22 protein-coding genes and 1 pseudogene are annotated in these 19,746 nt (G+C 37.7%); 14 read left to right on the top strand and 9 right to left on the bottom strand.

Annotated features, from left to right (window positions below):
* The 7 genes from FYJ79_RS10320 to FYJ79_RS10350 form a co-directional block, all read right to left on the bottom strand.
* On the bottom strand, positions 1-147 hold a 147-nt coding region (locus FYJ79_RS10320; RefSeq protein WP_195837076.1), incomplete at its 3' end, for a transposase.
* Between the two features lie 72 nt (positions 148-219).
* The gene (locus FYJ79_RS10325; protein WP_154517905.1) at positions 220-390 is read right to left on the bottom strand and encodes a hypothetical protein; all 171 of its coding nucleotides are present in this window, start codon (positions 388-390) and stop codon (positions 220-222) included.
* Positions 390-605, bottom strand: a complete 216-nt coding sequence (locus FYJ79_RS10330) for a type II toxin-antitoxin system Y4mF family antitoxin (RefSeq protein WP_154517908.1) — start codon at positions 603-605, stop codon at positions 390-392. The genes FYJ79_RS10325 and FYJ79_RS10330 overlap by 1 nt, the downstream gene beginning before the upstream one ends.
* A 173-nt stretch (positions 606-778) precedes the next feature.
* Positions 779-1,804, bottom strand: a complete 1,026-nt coding sequence (locus tag FYJ79_RS10335) for a lysylphosphatidylglycerol synthase transmembrane domain-containing protein (protein ID WP_154517911.1) — start codon at positions 1,802-1,804, stop codon at positions 779-781.
* A 35-nt stretch (positions 1,805-1,839) separates the two neighbouring features.
* A complete protein-coding gene (locus FYJ79_RS10340) occupies positions 1,840-2,643 on the bottom strand; it encodes a metallophosphoesterase (protein WP_154517914.1) in 804 nt (267 codons plus the stop codon).
* Positions 2,643-4,391, bottom strand: coding sequence for a ribonuclease J1 (gene rnjA, locus FYJ79_RS10345; RefSeq protein WP_154517917.1), 1,749 nt, complete (start codon positions 4,389-4,391; stop codon positions 2,643-2,645). Before rnjA ends, FYJ79_RS10340 begins: the two co-directional genes overlap by 1 nt.
* 92 nt (positions 4,392-4,483) lie before the next feature.
* Positions 4,484-5,365: a DegV family protein gene (locus FYJ79_RS10350; protein ID WP_154517920.1), complete on the bottom strand. Its 882-nt coding sequence runs from the start codon at positions 5,363-5,365 to the stop codon at positions 4,484-4,486.
* Positions 5,366-5,491: 126 nt separating this feature from the next.
* Here FYJ79_RS10350 and FYJ79_RS10355 point away from each other — a divergent pair, with 126 nt between their 5' ends.
* The 8 genes and pseudogenes from FYJ79_RS10355 to FYJ79_RS12885 all read left to right on the top strand — a co-directional run.
* Positions 5,492-6,307: a mechanosensitive ion channel family protein gene (locus FYJ79_RS10355; protein ID WP_154517923.1), complete on the top strand. Its 816-nt coding sequence runs from the start codon at positions 5,492-5,494 to the stop codon at positions 6,305-6,307.
* Positions 6,304-6,612 carry a thioredoxin family protein gene (locus FYJ79_RS10360; RefSeq protein ID WP_154517928.1) on the top strand — a complete coding sequence of 103 codons (309 nt, stop codon included), beginning with the start codon at positions 6,304-6,306 and terminating at the stop codon, positions 6,610-6,612. Before FYJ79_RS10355 ends, FYJ79_RS10360 begins: the two co-directional genes overlap by 4 nt.
* Before the next feature lie 287 nt (positions 6,613-6,899).
* Entirely contained in the window at positions 6,900-8,522 is a 1,623-nt protein-coding gene (locus tag FYJ79_RS10365) for a peptide ABC transporter substrate-binding protein (protein WP_154517931.1), read from the top strand.
* A 156-nt stretch (positions 8,523-8,678) separates the two neighbouring features.
* Positions 8,679-9,623: an ABC transporter permease gene (locus FYJ79_RS10370; protein WP_154517934.1), complete on the top strand. Its 945-nt coding sequence runs from the start codon at positions 8,679-8,681 to the stop codon at positions 9,621-9,623.
* Between the two features lie 3 nt (positions 9,624-9,626).
* Complete coding sequence (locus FYJ79_RS10375) at positions 9,627-10,553, top strand: ABC transporter permease (RefSeq protein WP_154517937.1); 927 nt, start codon at positions 9,627-9,629, stop codon at positions 10,551-10,553.
* A gap of 3 nt (positions 10,554-10,556) precedes the next feature.
* Entirely contained in the window at positions 10,557-11,642 is a 1,086-nt protein-coding gene (locus FYJ79_RS10380) for an ABC transporter ATP-binding protein (protein ID WP_154517940.1), read from the top strand.
* On the top strand, positions 11,639-12,586 hold the full coding sequence (locus tag FYJ79_RS10385; protein WP_154517943.1) for an ABC transporter ATP-binding protein: 948 nt from the start codon (positions 11,639-11,641) through the stop codon (positions 12,584-12,586). The genes FYJ79_RS10380 and FYJ79_RS10385 overlap by 4 nt, the downstream gene beginning before the upstream one ends.
* A 195-nt stretch (positions 12,587-12,781) precedes the next feature.
* A pseudogene (locus FYJ79_RS12885) lies at positions 12,782-12,920 on the top strand (IS30 family transposase); the annotation flags it as partial.
* A gap of 42 nt (positions 12,921-12,962) precedes the next feature.
* On the opposite strand, the gene FYJ79_RS10390 reads toward FYJ79_RS12885, so the two are convergent.
* Positions 12,963-13,556, bottom strand: coding sequence for a LexA family protein (locus FYJ79_RS10390; protein ID WP_154517946.1), 594 nt, complete (start codon positions 13,554-13,556; stop codon positions 12,963-12,965).
* A 135-nt stretch (positions 13,557-13,691) separates the two neighbouring features.
* On the opposite strand from FYJ79_RS10390, the gene FYJ79_RS10395 reads away from it, so the two are divergent.
* The 5 genes from FYJ79_RS10395 (at position 13,692) to FYJ79_RS10415 (ending at position 17,557) form a co-directional block, all read left to right on the top strand.
* A complete protein-coding gene (locus FYJ79_RS10395) occupies positions 13,692-14,936 on the top strand; it encodes a Y-family DNA polymerase (RefSeq protein WP_154517949.1) in 1,245 nt (414 codons plus the stop codon).
* A gap of 79 nt (positions 14,937-15,015) precedes the next feature.
* On the top strand, positions 15,016-15,366 hold the full coding sequence (locus FYJ79_RS10400; RefSeq protein WP_154517952.1) for a hypothetical protein: 351 nt from the start codon (positions 15,016-15,018) through the stop codon (positions 15,364-15,366).
* Positions 15,366-15,563 (top strand): hypothetical protein, encoded by a 198-nt coding sequence (locus FYJ79_RS10405; protein ID WP_154514410.1) that lies wholly within the window; start codon positions 15,366-15,368, stop codon positions 15,561-15,563. Before FYJ79_RS10400 ends, FYJ79_RS10405 begins: the two co-directional genes overlap by 1 nt.
* Positions 15,541-15,954 (top strand): IS200/IS605 family transposase, encoded by a 414-nt coding sequence (tnpA, locus tag FYJ79_RS10410; protein ID WP_154517955.1) that lies wholly within the window; start codon positions 15,541-15,543, stop codon positions 15,952-15,954. The genes FYJ79_RS10405 and tnpA overlap by 23 nt, the downstream gene beginning before the upstream one ends.
* Entirely contained in the window at positions 15,947-17,557 is a 1,611-nt protein-coding gene (locus FYJ79_RS10415; protein WP_154517959.1) for a hypothetical protein, read from the top strand. Before tnpA ends, FYJ79_RS10415 begins: the two co-directional genes overlap by 8 nt.
* 233 nt (positions 17,558-17,790) lie before the next feature.
* On the opposite strand, the gene FYJ79_RS10420 is transcribed toward FYJ79_RS10415, so the two are convergent.
* The gene (locus tag FYJ79_RS10420) at positions 17,791-19,047 is read right to left on the bottom strand and encodes an AI-2E family transporter (protein WP_154517962.1); all 1,257 of its coding nucleotides are present in this window, start codon (positions 19,045-19,047) and stop codon (positions 17,791-17,793) included.
* Positions 19,048-19,158: 111 nt separating this feature from the next.
* On the opposite strand from FYJ79_RS10420, the gene FYJ79_RS10425 reads away from it, so the two are divergent.
* Positions 19,159-19,740 carry a hypothetical protein gene (locus FYJ79_RS10425; RefSeq protein ID WP_154517965.1) on the top strand — a complete coding sequence of 194 codons (582 nt, stop codon included), beginning with the start codon at positions 19,159-19,161 and terminating at the stop codon, positions 19,738-19,740.
* Positions 19,741-19,746: the final 6 nt, after the last annotated feature.

A 19,746-nucleotide genomic window follows, 5' to 3' on the forward strand; every position in this document is an offset into this window, starting at 1 on the left:
GACATTAAGTTGGTCGCATGTTTCTTTAATCAGCTCCTTTAGACGAACATCAACACCGTCTATTAAAACGGAACGTCGATACTTAGGACACCATACCACATGGTATTTGCAGGAATAGACTACATTGTGATTAGATTTGTATTTCATATAGATATTATACCACTCTTACCTATCTAATACAAAAGGGATTAGATAACTTTCAGCAAGATAATTGTCGCCTTATATCCCCATTGCTAAAGCAAGGGGCTTTACGGCGACATTTGGTAAAGGATTCGTTGATTGGAGATAGTTTTCATCATATTGAAAGAGATAGCCATCATCCGTATCTTTTAAAAGACCTGCAAAATGGTCCTGAACATAGATATAGGCGGTTCTGTTTACACTAGCCATTATACTTCCTCCTCATTACGTTCAATTTTGCCAGGAACAGCTTGCATAGAAAACATGGCAAGAGCTTGGTTGACTTTATCGAGTCTTACAGTCTCCTTTCCTTGTTCTAAATCTCGGACAAAGCGTAATCCCAATCCAGCTCTTAAGGCAAATTCTTTTTGTGTTAAACCTGCTTTTCTACGTTCTTCCTTGACATATTTTCCAATAATATTCATACACAAATTATACCATAAAAGGTATAAAACACAATAAATTAATATAAAATATACCATATAGGGTATAAAAACGTAAAAATAAAAGATAATATACCTTAAAGGGTATAAATGTACCTAATAGTTATCAACGGTCTAAAAAAAGAAGCAAGCGATATTGTCTTGCTTCTTTTAGATTATTTTCGTTTTGTATCTTTCGCAATCATAAAGTTTACCATACCAATAATCATTCCAAAATAGAATGAGAAGAAACGCCAGATAAACATGGAACTTGAGGCATCAACTTGCCCTAAAAAGCCAAATAAAATCATATAACATCCTTCGCTTCCTCCACTTGCGCCAGGAATAGGTAGGAAGGTATTGATCAGGTTGATGATTGAAGCAAGGCCAAGGAAAGTAATGAACATGCTTGGCGTGACATGAATATGCAGGGCTAAACAGGCATAGAATGGTGTCGCATAGATCAAGAAGAGTTTTAAAAAGTTACAGGCATTGACTTGCCAGAAGATTTTTTGATTCTTTAATAAGACAATCATTTCATGTCTGAATTCTGAAAAATAGTTTTCGATTTTAGCGCTTGTCGCTTCATAGTTCTTGACAATATGAATTTTCGCAAGGAATTTGATTACGGTATGAATGATGAAGTTCTGAAAGCCTTTTGAGAGTCCACCAAGGATAAAGGCAGCTGTTACACTGACATTAATGAGAAAGCCAGTTGTTGCCATACCAGTTACGGTAGCTCCTTCACTTATATAATAGGGGAGGTTTACTAGCATGAGGATGGCTGAGATGGCCATGAGGGCAATCTGGTAACTGATAAAGCACATCATGAGAATGCCAGAAGCAATCGTTGGGGGAATGCCCTGGTTGTTGAAGACGAAGACCTGGGCAAACTGACCGCCTGATGAACTTGGGGTAAGACCGTTGAAGAGAGTGCCAGTTAAGGCGTTAATAAAGGCTTGTTTGAAAGTGAAATCTTTCTTGTAGTTGTGAGCTAAAAGCCATAATGCCAATCCATCTACAAGATAGTATCCAAGCATAATCGCTATTAAGACAGCTAGCCAGATGGGGCTTGCACTTGTTAAGGTATGGAGGACGCTCTTCACTTCGCCACCAACGGATAGACGTAATGAGATATAGCCAATCACCAACATGATAGCTATATCTATAATGTAAGATTTTTTACCTTTCAAACCCAACATCTCCTTTCGTTGATGCCAATAGTGTCTTTTCGACACTATGATTTGTTGAGGGTAAGTATCACGATTTCATTTTTCGCTAAAAACTTATAAGAATGATCAGCCATAATGGAAAGACCGTTGCTGACATAGAGTGTGGCATTATTCTTTGTATAAGAACCATGATTATAAGTTTTGGCATGATTGAGTTTTGTGGTTGCGCCTAGAAGTGGAAGATAGATAAATCCACCCCCTGAATGGCCAGCTAAATGATATTGTGATGTATCACTGATGAAGGCAAACTGATCAGGATAGTGGGAAAAGCTGATTGTATAAAGATCGCTCTTTTCAAGGGCGGTTGAAGCTTCTGTGTTATAGCCAATAAGCCTGATTTTTGCTTCATTGTAGTAAATGGTGCGTGCTTCATTATTGAGTGTTTCAAAGCCCGCTTCAGTGAGAATCTGAACTACCTGACTGCTATTACTATTATCTTCTTCACCAAGTACCGCAAATTTGCCATAGCTTGAATGAATAGAGTTGAGAATCTGTGTTACTTTTTTATCTTCAAAGACTTTTCCTTCATAAAGATCACCACCAAAGAGCACCATTTCATAATTTTGTTCATTAAGATCTTTGACGATTTCTTCTAATCTCGTGATATCTTTTTGACTTCTTAAATGGATATCAGAAAGATAAGCAATTTTGAAGTTTTGGAATTGTTGAGGAATAGCCTTGTTTGTCACTTCAACATGATGAATACGATAGCTTTTAGGTGAAATGACAATCGTATGTACGATTGTCATAGTGATGGCTAAGGCGATTAAAGCAAGCAGAGCAATACCAATTTGACGACGTATTCTCATTAGACTTTCTTATTCATGATGACAGGAATGATCATTGGATGTCTTCTTGTCTTCTGATGGAAGTAGGATGTAAGACTATCACGAACTGTATTCTTGATAGAGGCAAAGGTTGTTTTGCCTTTGAGCTCTGCATTGAGTTTGCTTTGGACAATACGTTCTGCTTCACGAATCATATCTGTCGAATCCTTCATATAGACAAAGCCACGACTCATGATAATCGGGCGATTGAGGAGTTTGCCTTCATGGCTATCCATGGCAATTAATACAGCGACCATACCGTCTTCAGAAAGAATCTGACGATCATGAAGAACAGCTGTTGAAAGACCAGTGAGGTCATTGCCATCCACATAGATATCATCGGCATGGACACGTGGGCCAGGGAAGACTTCATGGTTGCGTAAAATCAAGCTATCGCCATTAGAAAGAATGAAGGCATGATCTTTTTCACCACCCACTTGTTCATAAAGATGCTTATGAATCACAAGCATACGATATTCCCCATGAATTGGGAAGAAATAACGTGGTTTTGTAAGTAAGAACATCAGCTTCATTTCTTCTTGTGAGGCATGTCCGGAAGTATGTAGATCGCTGATGGCAGAGTTTTCAAGAACACGGGCACCTGCACGATAAAGCTTGTTGATGACACGGCTGACAGAAGCCTGGTTGCCTGGAATTGGGTTGGATGAGAAAATAACTGTATCGCCTGGTTTGATCTTGACTTGGCGATGTGTGCCATTCGCAATACGGCTTAAGGCGGCTAAGGCTTCACCCTGAGAACCCGTACAGATAATCATGATTTCGTTATCAGGTAAATGCTTAGCTTCTTCATTGGAAATAAAGAAACGGTCTGGACATTTAATATAACCAAGTTTTCTTGAAATCATGATATTGTTTTCCATTGAACGACCATAAACAAGAATCTTTCTATTAAAACGTACGGCAGCATCCACAATCTGAGCAACACGATGAACGTTAGAAGCGAATGTTGCTACAATAATACGCCCATCGGCTTTACGGAATTCCTGTTGGATAGTTGCTGAAACTTTCTTTTCAGAAATAGAGAAGGCAGGTACTTCAGCATTTGTACTATCGGCCATCAGTAAATCAACACCAGTTTCCCCTAAGAAGCTCATCTTCTGGAAATCAGCAGCTCTGCCTACTGGCGTTAAGTCAAATTTAAAGTCACCTGTTTCTACAATACGTCCATTAGGTGTATTGACAACAATACCGATGGATTCAGGGATGGAGTGGTTGGTATTGAAATAACCAACATTGAAATATTTTGTACGCATTGACCAGCCTGGATCAGTAATATCAATCTGAATCAGCTTTGTCTCATTGAGAAGACGATGTTCTTCAAGCTTTCTGCGAATCATGGCGCAGGCTAGAGGTGTAGCGTAGATAAATGGAATAGGGACTAATTGAAGCAAGAAGGGAATACCCCCAATATGGTCTTCATGCCCATGGGTAATAAATAGCCCTTTGATTTTTTTACTGTTCTGTTTGAGATATGTGTAGTCTGGAATGACATAATCAACACCAGGTAAACCTTCAGAAGCAAATTTAACACCTGCATCTATAATAATTAATTCATCACCATGTTCTACTACATACATGTTTTTTCCAATTTCATTTAACCCACCTAAGGCAAAAATACGTGTATCTATTTGTTTTCTAGGTGGTCTTTTCTTTGAAGTTCTTCTCTTATGGGAGTGACTTCTTGTGGCTTTCTTATTATCTTCAGCCATTATTTCACGACCTTTCTTATTTCATTTTGGGAAATGTTTTTTCTATATGCATTCTATAATATTTTACGCCTTTATACAAATAAAAAGGTGAATTAGTATTCACCTTCTCCAATACTATCTGTTAGCTTTTTACAAGCAACAACAGCCAGTGAACCAGGACCAATATGACAGGCAACAGATAATGAGAGTGGATCCATCATCATCTTATGTCCTGGAAAAGCTTCCTCAACCTGTGCTTTAAAGTCAAGTGCATCTTCTTTATCATATGTATATGCTCCAGCAATACGATATTCACCAAAATGACGATTGACGATATCAGCCTTCACCTGATCAATCATTATCTTGCGCGCTTTCTTCATCGTACGAGCTGTCGCAAATTTATCGAGCTTTTCACCCTGAATAGAAAGAATAGGCTTAATCTTCAGCAAACCACCAAGAGCAGCTGCAGCTGGGGTTACACGCCCGCCTTTCTTTAAATAATCAAGTGTTGGCACGGTAATATAAATTGTCGCATTCAGCTTATTTTCCAATAATAAATCACGAATCTCTTCACCGCTCTTACCTTCCTTAGCGAGATAGAGAGCATCAAAGACATCCCATTTCTGGGTCACTGAGATACGCTGTGAATCTACTACAAAGACCTTACCGGCATATTTCTCATCTTCGGCAAGCATCAAGGCTGTCTGGCAGCTTCCTGATAAACCTGAGGACATTGGAATATGAACGAGCTGATCATGGTCTTCTAAAGCCTGATCCCAATATTTTGTAATATCACCTACGGCTGGCTGACTCGTAAAAATATCAGCCTGTTCATGAATGAGTTTTTTATAGAAATCTTCCTGTGAAAGATTTATGTCTTCTTTAAATTCTTCACCATTAATTGTGAAGGGCATAGGAATGACGTAGACACCTAAATCCTTAGCTTCTTTTTGAGTGATGCCAGAATTGCTGTCAGTCAAGACTGCTACTTTCATCGTGTGGCCTCCTTTGTCGCTGATTTCATTTTATCGTAATTAATGAATAATTCAACCTTTTTTCTCCTTGACTAACTCTTTAAGTCTTTTCGTCTTTCATATATAATAGGACGACAAGGAGGAGTTATGGAAATATTAGAAAAATTCTTGAATCGTTATGGCGATAATTTAGAACGCTTAGTATCAGCACTTTTGATTCTATTAATTGGATACTGGGTATCCAAAGCAATCCGTAAAATCATCATGGCTTATATTGAAAAAAGTAATCATGATGAAATCGTCTTAAATTTCTTTCATACCATTATTAAAGTTGTCTTTACAATTATTATTATCTTAACTGCCCTCTCAACACTTGGGGTCGATATGACATCACTTGTAGCGATGTTTACAGCCGCTGCTGCAGCCATTGCTTTAGCTGTTAAAGAGACATTAAGTGAACTTATTGATGGGATTATGATTCTCTTTGCGAAGCCTTTTGGAAAAGGTGATTTGATTGAAGTAAGTGGGACGGTTGGAAAGGTGCAGGAGATATCCTTATTTTATACTTATATGTTGACAGTGGAAAATGAGAAAATCATTATTCCTAACTCCACCGTAGCTCGCAATATCATCATTAACTATTCTTCTTCCGATGCCCGTCGTATTGATCTAGATTTTGATGTGGCTTATGAGAGTGATATAGATGAAGTAAAGAAGATCATTCATATGGTGGCAAAGAATCATCCATTAACCCTTGATATAAAGCCAATGGTTGTCGTTAAGGAATACAAGGAAAGCTCAGTGACATTTCTTTTAAGAGCGTGGGCAACCCCGGAGAACTGGGAGAAATGTAAATTTTCGATGCTTGAAGCTGTGAAGAAAGCCTTGGATGAAAAGGGCATTGAGATTCCTTATCCACAGCTTGATGTCCATATTAAAGATGTGAAGGCGGATATTTCATGAACAAAGAATCATTCAAGAAAAGTCTAGCTGATCAAGGCTATGTTCTTGTCGATTTCTATGCTTCCTGGTGTGGTCCTTGCAAGACAATGGACAATGTGCTAGATGAAGTGATAATGCAATTTGATGATCTTCAACTCATCAAGCTCGATGTCGACAAAGAAAGAAAACTTGCCATGGCTTATGGGGTGATGAGCTTACCAGCTATTATTCTTTTTGATCATGGGCAAGCCCTCTATCAGTTTATCGGTTTGACAAGTCGTGAGGAGATTGTAAAGAAAATAGAAGAACTGAAGAACGGGCATTAGCTTGTTCTTTTTTAATTTTGGAAAATAAGAAATCACATACAAAGTGATAAAAGATTATCACAAATGTTATAAAATAAGGCTCTACAAGGGCTTACAATTGTACATTACGTAATACAATCACGATTTTAAAAGTATTAAATTTGTAGATTAGCTAAATTGAATATATTCAATTTATTTAAAGTGCAAAATAAAGATTGAAATATGATTGACAAGATATATGTAAGAAGGTATAGTGTTGATATGGTAAACGAAAAGCCATAATATTTTCATAAGATGGAGGGAAGTTTATGAAAAAACTAGGACGTGTTGCGGCAGTCGCACTGTCAGCAACAATGTTAGCTGGCTGTGGCGGGGCTGGAAAGAAAACCGACACTTCTACATTTAGATTTGCGTCAGAACTGGATATCATGGGTATGGATAGTTCAGTTGTTGATGATGGTATGTCATTCAACGCATTACACGCAATCACAGAAGGTCTTGAAGGATTGGACAAGAATGGTAAAACTGTAAATGCCGTTGCCCAGTCATATAAGGTAAGTGATGACCGCAAGACTTACACATTCAAATTAAGAAAAGATGCAAAATGGAGCAATGGTGACGATGTTACTGCTAATGACTTCGTTTATGCATGGCAGAGAATTATTAAGAATGCTGGTAACTATGCTTATATGTATGGATCAGATGGTGCCAATATCTTAAATGCCGATGATTTAATTAAGAAAGGTACAACGGCTACTCAGGCTGAACTTGATACACTTGGTGTTAAGGCTCAGGATGATAAGACATTGGTTGTTACATTGGCTGCACCAGTACCATTCTTCTTGGATTTAATGACATTCCCATGTTATTACCCAATTAACCAGAAATTTGCTGAAAAAGCTGGTAAAGACTATGCGACAAAACCAGAATATCTATTATCTAATGGACCATTCGTTATGAAGAAATGGACAAAAGGTAAGAGTGCTGATTTCGTTAAGAATGATAAATATTATGATGCTAAGGATGTTAAATTAAAGAATTTACACTTTGATTTAGCTATGAAACCTCAGTCAGCATCTGCAAACTTTGACTCAGGTCGTGTTGACTATGCAACAATTAGTTCTGACTTGGTTGATAAATATAAAGGTAAAGATACTTATAAGTCATTCAATGAAGGTTACTTATTCTACCTTGAACCAAATACAAAAGATCCAGTTATGGCTAACAAGAATATCCGTAAGGCTATCTCTCTTGCAGTCAATAGAAAGCAGTTATGCTCTGATGTCTTAAAAGATGGTTCTAAGGAAGCAAAAGGTTTCGTACCTGCACAGTTATCACAGTCTCCTGATGGAAAAGACTTCCGTAGTATTGCTGGTTCATTTACGAAATATGATGAAAAAGCTGCCCAGGAAGCATTGAATGCAGGTTTAGCTGAATTAGGTAAATCTGAAGTCACTGTTCAGTTATTATATGGTACTGATGAATCTCCAATGGATTCTGTTGCCGAATATGTACAGGGTAACTTATCTAAGTTAAAAGGTCTTAAGGTTGAAATGTCTGCAACAACTAAACAGGACCGTATCAACAACCGTATGAAGGGTGGTAACTTCCAGTTAGCTGTTACACGTTGGGGACCTGACTATGCTGACCCAACAACTTACTTGAACTTATTAAGCACAGGCAACAGCAATAACTATGGTCAATGGTCTAATGCTCAGTATGATGCATTAATGAAGCAGATTCAGACAGAATCAGATGCAAGCAAGCGTTATGATTTAATGGTACAGGCTGAAAAAATTGGTATGGATGATATGGCAGATATCCCATTATTTGAAAAGGGTGGTTCTGCACTTCAGGCTACAAGCGTATCTGGCTTAGTACATAAAGCTGTAGGTGTACCTTACACATTTAAATTTGTCACATTAAAGTAGTAAGTCAAACACATTATAGCTCTTCGCTATAATGTGTTTCTTTATTTATAAATATGTTAGATATTTTATGCTTCTTTAAAAAAATCCTATTATAATTTGTATTATTGCAACAATGTGTTAGAATACACATATTCAATATAAAGAAAGGATGATTATATGGATAAGTCCATGCTTAAGTATATCGGAAAAAGAATATTGATTTCGATTGTTACTTTATTCGTTATACTTTCAATCTTGTTCTTAATGACAAGATTATTACCTGGTACACCATTTAACTCAGAAAAGATGTCTCCTGAGCAGATGGAAGTTGTCAAAGCCAAATATGGTCTTGATAAACCTGTTATTGTACAGTTTGGTAACTATTTAAAGAATATGGTAAAGGGTGACTTTGGTTTATCGTATGTATTATACAAAGACCAGGGTGTTGCCGATATTGTTATGCCTAGAGCGAAGATTTCCTTTATTTATGGTATTGCCGCAACAGCCTTAGGGACAATTGTGGGAATGCTGTTAGGTATTATTGCTGCTTTAAAGCGCAATACGATCTGGGATACAATTGCGACTATTATTTCTGTTTTAGGTGTCTCTATTCCTTCATTTGTCTTTGCCTTATTACTGGTTATTATTCTTGGTGTCAAACTTCCGGTACTGCCAACAATGTATCTGGAGAATGATCCAATTGTTTCTTCGATTATTCCTGTTGTGGCATTGTCGATGTCGGTTATTGCGAACGTTGCCCGTTTTACGCGTACAGAAATGATTTCTGTCTTGGCTTCTGACTACATGACATTAGCACTTGCGAAAGGTCTTGATAAGAAGACATTGATCTTCAGACATGCTTTACGTAATGCTTTGATTCCTGTTATTACTGTTATTGGTCCTATTCTTGTCAACTTGATGACAGGGACTATGGTTGTTGAATCAATTTGTAATGTACCTGGTCTTGGTCAGATATTGATTGATTCTATTCATTCCAATGACTACAACATTATTATGGCTTGTTCATTCCTTTATGCCTTTATGTATATTGCGATGATGCTCATTATTGATGTGTCCTATGGTTTGATTGACCCACGTATTCGTTTAGGAAAGGGGGAATAATGCATGGATAATACAAAATTCTTACCTGATGATTTTGAACTTGTTGGGGATAAACAGAATATCAATATTGATGAAGTTCTCCCTTCACGCCCAATGTGGCAGGATATCCTAGGTCGTTTTAAAGAAAACAAAGGGGCTGTTATTGGGGTTATCCTTATTATTATCATTACGTTATTAGCCATTATTGTACCAATGGTATCAAAATGGAATTATGCCGAAATGAATACAAGTATTGCCAATCGTGTACCTAGTGGTGAACACTGGTTTGGTACGGATTATCTTGGTCGTGACTTATGGGTACGTACATGGCAGGGTACGCGTTATTCTTTAATTATTGCGGTTGTTGCCGTTATTATTGATATTGTTGTGGGCATGACTTATGGTCTTGTCTCTGGTTATTTTGGTGGTATGGTTGATGCCATCATGCAGCGTATCCAGGAAATTATTAACTCTATTCCTACACTTGTTGTATTGATTATCTTATTAACAGTGATGAAGCCTTCGCTTAAGACTGTCATTATTGCCTTAATCTTTACAGAATGGATTCCAATGTCACGTATTACGCGTGCCCAGGTACTTAAGGTTAAGGAAGAAGAATATGTCTTAGCGGCTCGTACTCTTGGTGCTGGTAATTTCTTTATCTTATTTAAAGAAATCTTACCTAATATCTTTGGTCAGTTGATCATCATGTCAATGATGACTATTCCAAATGCTATTTTCTATGAAGCCTATTTGGCTTTCATCGGTTTAGGTTTGACAAAACCTCTTGCTTCTCTTGGAACACTTATTAATGATGGTTTCAGACTTTTCCAGGTTTATCCACATGCGATGTTGATACCAGCAGCCGTCATGGCCATCTTAATGTTATCATTTAACTTATTTGGTGATGGTCTAAGAGATGCCCTAGATCCAACAATGAAGGAGGGATAAACAATGGCAGAAAGAGAAAAAGTACTAGAAATTAGAGACCTGTCCATTTCCTTCCGTACTGAAGGGGCAAAAGTCAATGCCATTCGTGGTGTTGATCTTGACTTATACCGTGGGGAAACTATTGCGATTGTTGGTGAATCAGGATCAGGTAAGTCTGTTACGACAAAAGCCATCATGGGTATTCTTGCAAAGAATGGAACCATCGATTCAGGAACAATCAATTATACTTGGACTGATCCAGATGGCAGCAAGCATACCAAAGACATTGTCAAAATGTCAGAAAAAGAAATTCAGTCAGAAATACGTGGCCGTAAGATTGCCATGGTCTTCCAGGATCCATTAACATCTCTTAATCCAACAATGACAATTGGTAAGCAGGTTATGGAACCTATGATGTATCACTATGGGACAAGTAAGGAAGAAGCTTATAAGAAAGCTGTTGAACTGCTTAGTGAAGTAGGCATTACTGATCCAGAAGCACGTATGAAGAACTATCCTCACCAGTTATCTGGCGGGATGAGACAGCGTGTCGTTATTGCGATTGCGCTCTCGTGTGATCCATATTTGCTTATTTGTGATGAACCAACAACAGCACTAGATGTTACTATTCAGGCAAAGATTCTTGAACTGATTCAAGACTTACAGAAGAAGAAAGACTTGTCAGTAATCTATATTACCCATGACTTAGGTGTTGTGGCGAAGGTTGCGGATTATGTCAATGTCATGTATGCCGGCAAGATTATTGAAAAGGGTACGATTGATGAAATCTTCTATGATCCTCGTCATCCTTACACTTGGGGTCTTTTATCGGCAATGCCTGATCTTGATACAGATGATGATGAACTCTATACTATTCCTGGTTCACCACCAAACCTTACTAAGAAGGTTCAGGGTGATGCCTTTGCGCCACGTAATGCCTATGCTTTAAATATTGATTTAAGACTTGAACCACCAATGTTTGATGTACCAGGCTCATCAAGCCATAAAGTTGCTTCTTGGCTAATGGACCCACGTGCGCCAAAGGTAGAAATGCCAGCATCATTACGTAATAGAATTCAAAAGATGATAAAGGAAGGTGTTGCGAAATGATCGATCCAACAAAACCTATTCTTGAAGTCAAAGACTTAAAACAATACTTCCCCATCAGCCGTAAATTCACAGTTAAGGCAGTAGATGGTATTTCCTTCGATATTATGCCAGGGGAAACATATGGACTTGTCGGTGAATCAGGTTCCGGGAAATCGACAACAGGACGTGCGATTATTCGTCTTTATGAACCGACAGCTGGTAAGATTATCTTTGAAGGTCAGGATATCTCAGGCAAGATGAGCAATGAAGCCATCAAGACATTACGTACGAAGATGGCCATGATCTTCCAGGATCCAATGGCTTGTCTGAATCCACGTAAGAAGGTTCTCGATATCGTAGCCCAAGGGCTTGATATTCATCATAGCTATGATTCTATTGAAGAAAGAAATGAGAAAGTCTATCGCATGTTGGAAACTGTTGGCCTTTCAAGAGAACATGCCAACCGTTATCCAAACCAGTTCTCAGGGGGCCAGCGTCAGCGTATCGGTATCGCCCGTGCTCTGATTATGAACCCAGACTTGGTTATAGCCGATGAAGCGATCTCCGCTCTTGATGTATCTATTCAGGCACAGGTTGTCAACCTGATGAAGAAGATGCAGAAAGAGACAGGGGCTGCTTACTTGTTTATTGCCCATGACTTGTCCATGGTCAAATATATTTCTAATCGTATTGGTGTCTTACACTTAGGACACTTGGTTGAAGCAGGTACTTCTGAAGAAATCTTCAACAACCCTCTTCATCCTTATACAAAATCCTTACTTTCAGCTATCCCACATCCAAATCCAAGAGTTGAAAAGACAAGAAAGTCTTATACTTATGACTATAAGACATCCGGTCTTAACTATGAGGAAGGAACACCACATAAGGTCAGTGAAACACATTATGTCTTAGGTACTGATGCTGATTTTGAACGTTTCTTAGCGGAAGAAGGGAAAGGTTTCTAATAGAGGTCAATGACCTCTATTTTTTTCATAGATAAATTATCATAATAAGTGCAACAGCCTATAAGAATAAAAAAAGTCCATGGGTTCAATGATAAAATGTGAGTGACTAAACAAACATTTATCAAGGAGAATCCCATGAACTACAGCCATCTTAACATAAATGAGAGAACAGTTATATCTTTACTTGCTTCTTCTGACCTATCACTTGTCGATGAAGAATGAGCTAAAGCATAATCTTGAACTGATGAATAATCGGCTACGAAAATGCCTTGGCTATAAGACACCAAATGAAGTTATGAACGAAATAGACTCACATACATCGTGTTGCACTTAATTTGACAATTCATCTATGAAAAAAGGCGATAAATATCGCCTCTTAGAATGTTGTTTTCACAAAAATGACTTTACCAATAATATTAACAGGAATATTACGAATATCTTTGCTTGTGAAATAGCGATTTTCGACAGCAGGGTTAGCAGCTTCAAGCACCAACATGTCATGCTTCTTAATGACACGTTTAACAGTGACTTCATCACCAATGACAACAACACCAATTGTGCCATTAGGGACATCAGAACACTGTTGGACATAAGCTAAAGAGCCATCCATAATACCAGCACCAATCATCGAATCGCCCTGTACTTTTAAGAAATAATCCCCTAAACGGTTTTCATCCTCAGTTACACTTTCCATTCCTAAATAGTTCTCATCCGCAAACATATCATAACCTGCTTTGACATAACCAAGAATAGGTTTCTTGAATTCAATCACTTTTCCTTCAAGAACAGCTTTGACATCATAGCCAAAAACATCTCTCATTCTTTCCATTGTTTCAGTTTGAACATGTTTGACATCACCTGATAACCATCTCGATACAGTTGCTTTTGTGACGCCTAATTTTTCGGCAATTTGTGTATTATTTTGTTGGGTTTGTCTTTTATACTGCTGAACTAATTCTTTAAGTGTCATATATATATCACCTCGTCACAATTATTATAACATATCTTTAATAATTATAAAACTATAAAATATGAAATGATCAAAGTTTCTTATAATGTTGAAAAATGAAACAAAGCAGATATAATAAGGGAAGAGGTGGGAGAAATGGAGAGAGTTATTGTACATAGTGATATCAATCATTGTTATGCCCAGATTGAAGAAATGTTGCATCCAGAATTACGTCAAGTGCCCATGGCTGTAGGGGGGCATGAGGAAATGCGTCATGGCATTATTCTTGCAAAAAATGATCTTGCGAAAGCGGCTGGTGTGAAAACGGCTTCGACATTACGTGAAGCGAAGAAAGTATGTCCGGAACTCTTAATTATCCATCCCCATTATGATGATTATTTGTATTATACAAGTGAGGTTAAGGGTATTTATCGTGAATATACGGATCATGTAGAGAGCTTTGGCTTGGATGAGGCGTGGATTGATTTGACGCATTCTTCACAAGTGTTTGGTGATGGGATTAGTGTGGCAAGAAAGATACAAAAGCGAGTGCGTGAAGAGCTAGGACTCGAAGTCTCTATGGGGATATCTTATAATAAGATCTTTGCGAAAATGGGTTCTGATCTGAAAAAGAAAATGGGCTTTAGTATTATTACTCAGGATAATTATCAAGAAGTGTTATGGCCACTACCTATTGAAGATTTATTCTATGTTGGCTATCGCACAGCACCAAAGCTTAAGGCCAGGGGCATCAGTAAAATAGGTGATTTGGCCAAGAAAGAGCCTGCTTACTTGCGCTCTTTTTTAGGCAAGATGGGGGAAGTGTTATGGTATTTTGCGAATGGCTATGATGCTTCTGAAGTGCTTGCTGTCAGCCATGAACAACAACCTAAATCAGTGGGCAATGGTATTACGGCTGTCATGGATATGAAGAATCGGGAAGATATGAAAATGGTCTTTACGGTGCTTGTGGAATCTGTCGCAACACGTTTAAAACAACAGGGACTTAAAGGCGATGTGATCTCAATCGCTATTCGCAATACGGATTTAAAATATTACACAAGACAAAGAAAGATTGAAAAAGCAACGAATATTGCTTCAGAGATTATGAAGGTTGTAATGGAATTGGTGGATGAGAATGTGGATTTTCATTATGCTTATCGTTCTATTGATGTCCATGTGTCCCATCTTTGTATTGATGATGGTGTTGAACAGCTAAGCTTATTTATAGATGAGAAACAACGAGAAAAAGAAAAGAAGCTTGATATTGTAATGGATGAGATTAGGGAGAAGTATGGCTTTGATAAGATTAAAAGGATGAGTGTGATGGTTAATGAGGAATTAACGGACTTTGATCCTTTAAGGGATAATATTATTCATCCGGTAGGTTATTTCAAATGAAAGCCGCTTTTCTTTGACTTGCTAAACACATAGAACAGGTATATAATATATGTATAATATAAACACAGAAAGGAAGTATATGTTTACTTTAAAATGTGAATATTGTGGTTTTGAGCAAGTAATCAAAAAGCGAATAGATAAATATACATACTACGAATTAACACATTGCAAGCATTTGTGGTGTCCTTGCAATAAATGCAAAAAGGAACATCCAAGACCAAGGCAATTAGAAAAAGGAATGGTTAAACATGGCTGGGTGCTGGGAGAATGGGACTGTTTACTTACTGAAGAAGATGCTGCATACGTTCAACCTCATCAGAATTATGGAATTTGGAGCAAAATAGTAAATCCAACCATTGAAGATTGCAAAGCAATTATAAGAGCAAGAGATAAGAGATATAGGATTAAGGATATTACAGGAGGATTCTAATGGCAAGACCTAAGAGCGATAATGTACAAATCAATATTTCCATTCCTTCCGAATGGAAAACAGAGCTTGAAAACCTTGCGCGTATCTATTCTGTTGAGGAAGGTGAAACTATCACATTCCTTGACTTGATGCGTAGAGGTATTCAGGAAAAATATCAGTTAGGAGAAAAAGGCAATGAGCGAAGAACAATATCATAGCGCTTCGCATTGTAAATATCTGATACAGTATCATATTATCTGGTGTCCTAAATTCAGGTTTTCAGTATTAAAGGGTAATGTAGAAGATACACTTAAACAGATACTACATAAAATCTGCGATGATTATAGCTATCATATTAAGTCACTTGAAGTAATGCCCGACCATATACATATTTTTATAGATGTCCCACAGACTGTCGCTCCGTGCGATGTCGTAAGAACCCTTAAAAGCATCAGCGCTATTGAATTATTTAAGACATTTCCGCAATTAAAACAGTTCTATGCAAGATGCGGCGTTTTATGGTCAAGAGGATATTTTGTATCGACAGTAGGTCACATAAGCGAAGCTACGGTAATTAAGTACATTGAGGAACAGAAAAATCATGATTGATGAAGAGTACAATAAGATTCTGAAACAATATCATAAACTATCTGGCAGGCATATTTTAGTTGCTGAGACCGATATGCCTTATTCCGATGTGCTAAAAGTCGTGGCTCTTTCTGATAAAATTCGTAAAGCAGGCAATGAACTTGTAGGTATTATGAGAAAGAATTATGACCAGCTTCTGCGTACAAAAAGATATCGCAAACTGCTATCTTTATATGGTAATACAGAAGGCAAGGATAAACGTAAGATGCTTGCCAATCAACTCAATGAGATGCAGAAATCTTATGATGTAACATGGGATTATTGCAGAAAGTCCATGATTCCGATAGGCAAGAAATATGGAATAGATGCTGTATTTGCCTTGACTAAAGCCGAAGATGTATGGCGCAGTATCGAAAAATGTTTATACGATAATGGCAAAATTATTCATTTTTCAAAATATGGAGAACTGCCTTGTATCAGAGCAAAACAGATAAATCGTGGCATTCCAATGTCTGTTAAAAATGACAAACTGCAATTCAAGCTTGGTAAGACCGTCTTTGGGATACAGATAAATGACAGATTCCAACAGGATGAAGTAAATTCGGTTCTATCATATCTTGCTGAACCTGAGATTACGGATAACAAGGCGGTAAATACTTTCATAGAAGATGCTTACTGCATAGATACATACAGACCTTGCTACGTTACGCTTGTTCCAAAAATGATAAGAGGTAAATACAGAGTGTATCTCCATCTTACTATCGAGGGCAGAGCAAAGCCCAAATATGATAAGCATGGCAATCCTCGTCACGAGTATGGCAAAGGGATGATAGGTGCCGATATTGGTACACAGACTGTTGCTTATACATCTGATACGGAAGTCGGTCTGAAGAATCTATCAGAACGTGGTAATAGTATTCAGACTTCCGAAAGAAAAGAGCGACTGCTCTATCGTGCTATGGACAGGTCGAGACGAGCAGCCAATCCTCAAAATTATAATGATGATGGTACCATTATGAAAGGTCATAAGACTTGGAAGCATTCAAACCATTACAAGAAGTTAAAAGCAAAACATTCTGAATTATGCCGTATCAATGCTGTAAACAGGCAACTTGCAATCAATGAAGACTCTAATCACCTGCGAAGTCTTGGAGATACATTCGTCACAGAGCCTAAAAATGCAAGCAAACTCATGAAACGAGCTAAAGAAACCGCTAAAAACGATAAAGGCAAGTTCAACAAGAAAAAGCGGTTTGGCAAATCCATAAAGAACCGATGTCCATCTGGATTCCAAACAACGGTGGAAAAGAAATTCAAAGTAACAGGCGGCACATATATAGAAGTACCAAACAATTATAGAGCCTCACAGTACGACCATACGGTTGATGACTATATCAAAAAGAAACTATCTGACCGATTGTATAAGCTACAGGATGGTACTGAGGTACAAAGGGATTGGTATTCATCATTCCTGCTCTATTGTTACAATTATAAGACGCAAGATATAGATAAAAATAAATGCATTACAGAATTTGATGATTGCTACAAGAAAGAAAAAGCTCTAATCACATGGATTAAGGCTCATAAAATTAAAGTATTAAACAGCGGGATTAAAATAGCTTAATAACTTAATAATAAGGGAGATTGACTGTACTTCCTTTCTGAAAAGCAGAAATTTACCGCTAATGTGGTCGTTGGGCTGCTTGGTAATGAAAGTTCTGATTCAAATAGATTTACACTTGTAACTCCAAAGTCTGAGAATGATGTACGATTACAAGCTACACTTGGCAATCAGAACCCCACGGGCTTGCCCGTGGGAGCAGTCAGTTCAAATAAAAAAGCACTCTTTCGAGTACTTTAAGCTTGATTTTTTGTTTCACTGATCATTTTCTTGTTTTTATCATCTTCAGGATCATAGATCACTGTTTCATTTTCATAAACTTTATTGTTTTTAATTTTGATTTTGCGCTCTTTAAGGCGAGAGTTCACAAAACGTGCTACCCAGGCATAGACGAGTGCTGTTAATGGAACGGCAAGAAGGACACCAATAAAGCCAAAGAGTCCACCAAAAACAGTCAATCCCAACAAGACAAATAAACCACTGATACCAACACTTCTCCCCACAATCTTTGGATAAACAAAATTCCCCTCAAACTGCTGTAAGCAAATAAAGATAATCGCAAAGAGAATTGTCGAAGAACTTTTAGCGGCTGCTGTCAAGACAATCCCAATCACAAAGGTGAAGAATCCACCAAACATAGGAATAAAGGCAAAGATAAAAGCAGCACTGGCAATAAGTTCAGGAAATGGGAAGGCAAAGATTCTCATTACCACATATGTTTCCAACATGAAGATGGCCGCTTCAAGAACTTGTCCAGAAATGAAACTGTTGAAATAACGGTTGGCTTCTCCACTGTTTTGAAAGAGCTTTATGCTAAGATCCTTACCAAATATATAGAGCACAAGCTTTCTAAGCTGAGCTATATGACGCTCTTTATTGGAGAGAAGATAGAGGGACATGAAGAAGGCTGTAATGGCTGTGACAAATGTGGAGCCCACAGAATTCACAACGGTTGAAACATTACTGCTGTCATCAGAGAACCAGCCCAGTAGTGTTGAAAGAACACCACTGATATTTGCGGTAGTAAAGAGACGACTGACTTCGGAACGAGAGATACGATAGTTTGTATGGAATTTTGTCGCCCATTTATTGATGAAGTTAGTGAGTCTTGTGATATAGGAATCAAGATTATTCATGATGAGATAAATACTTTCGGCAATACGAGGAACAACAATACTTGAAAAGATAATCACAATCAACAATGCCAACAAGAATGTAATAGTAATTGCTAGTGCTCTTAATGTACCTTTTGAAAAATGCGTTTTTCCTATCTTCTTTTGTAATTTGGCGAGCCAAATTTCAAAATGACGCATTGGTATGTTGGCAATAAAAGCAATCACAATTGCGATAAAGAGTGGCTTAAAAAGACCAAGGAATTGTCCAGCAACATCTAATACATCGGAAAGATTGTAAATGACATAGGAGAAAAGTATCGCAAAAATGATATAGAAGATGACTTTATTCTGTTCAATAAAATCTCTATGTTTATCCATAATGATCACGTCCTTTTATGCCTCTATTCTAACATAATATTGCATTGAAATGTAGTTTATTGCGAGAGTTGGAGGGGAAGTGGTAAAATGGAGATAAAAGGGGGCATGTCTATGAAACAATTGTCACGTCAGGCTTTTATAACTTTCTTTTTTATCGCAATGGTGATTTTTATAGTAGCTGGCTATCTCTATATTTCTCGTCGTAAAGTACCTGCTGTGACAAGTCGCTATCAGTATGAAGTGGTTCTAAATGACGCAGAGCTAAAAGCGAAGAACTTGGGCGTTGTGAATGCGCAGAAGTCACCAATTGCTTATCAAAAACAAACAATTACGCTTCATAAGAAAGAGAAGCTTTGTGGTTTTTCAATTGATCAGCCGATCACTTTAGAAAAGATCATGCAGTTAAAAGGTCCAAACCAACAAGATAAGGTGGGCAAGCAGGATGCGAATAGTGTTGCTTATGAACTTGTGGTTGTGGGCGATCTTGTCAGACAAACCAACCTTCAGACAAAGAAGTCAGAAGTTATTGTTGTGAATGCTCGTGTAAGCAGTGTGCGTATTCCTCTTGTACTTAATAAACAAACTGCTACAATAGCTAACAGTGACAATACAAAAACAAAGACAATCAGTCTCGATGAATTGAATCAGAGTCTAGATGATGTTGAAAAGCGCAAGAATTTGATTGCGTGGTAAGGAAAG

It is taken from the genome of Sharpea porci, assembly GCF_009695655.1.
GTDB classification, from domain to species: Bacteria; Bacillota_I; Bacilli_A; order Erysipelotrichales; family Coprobacillaceae; genus Sharpea; species Sharpea porci.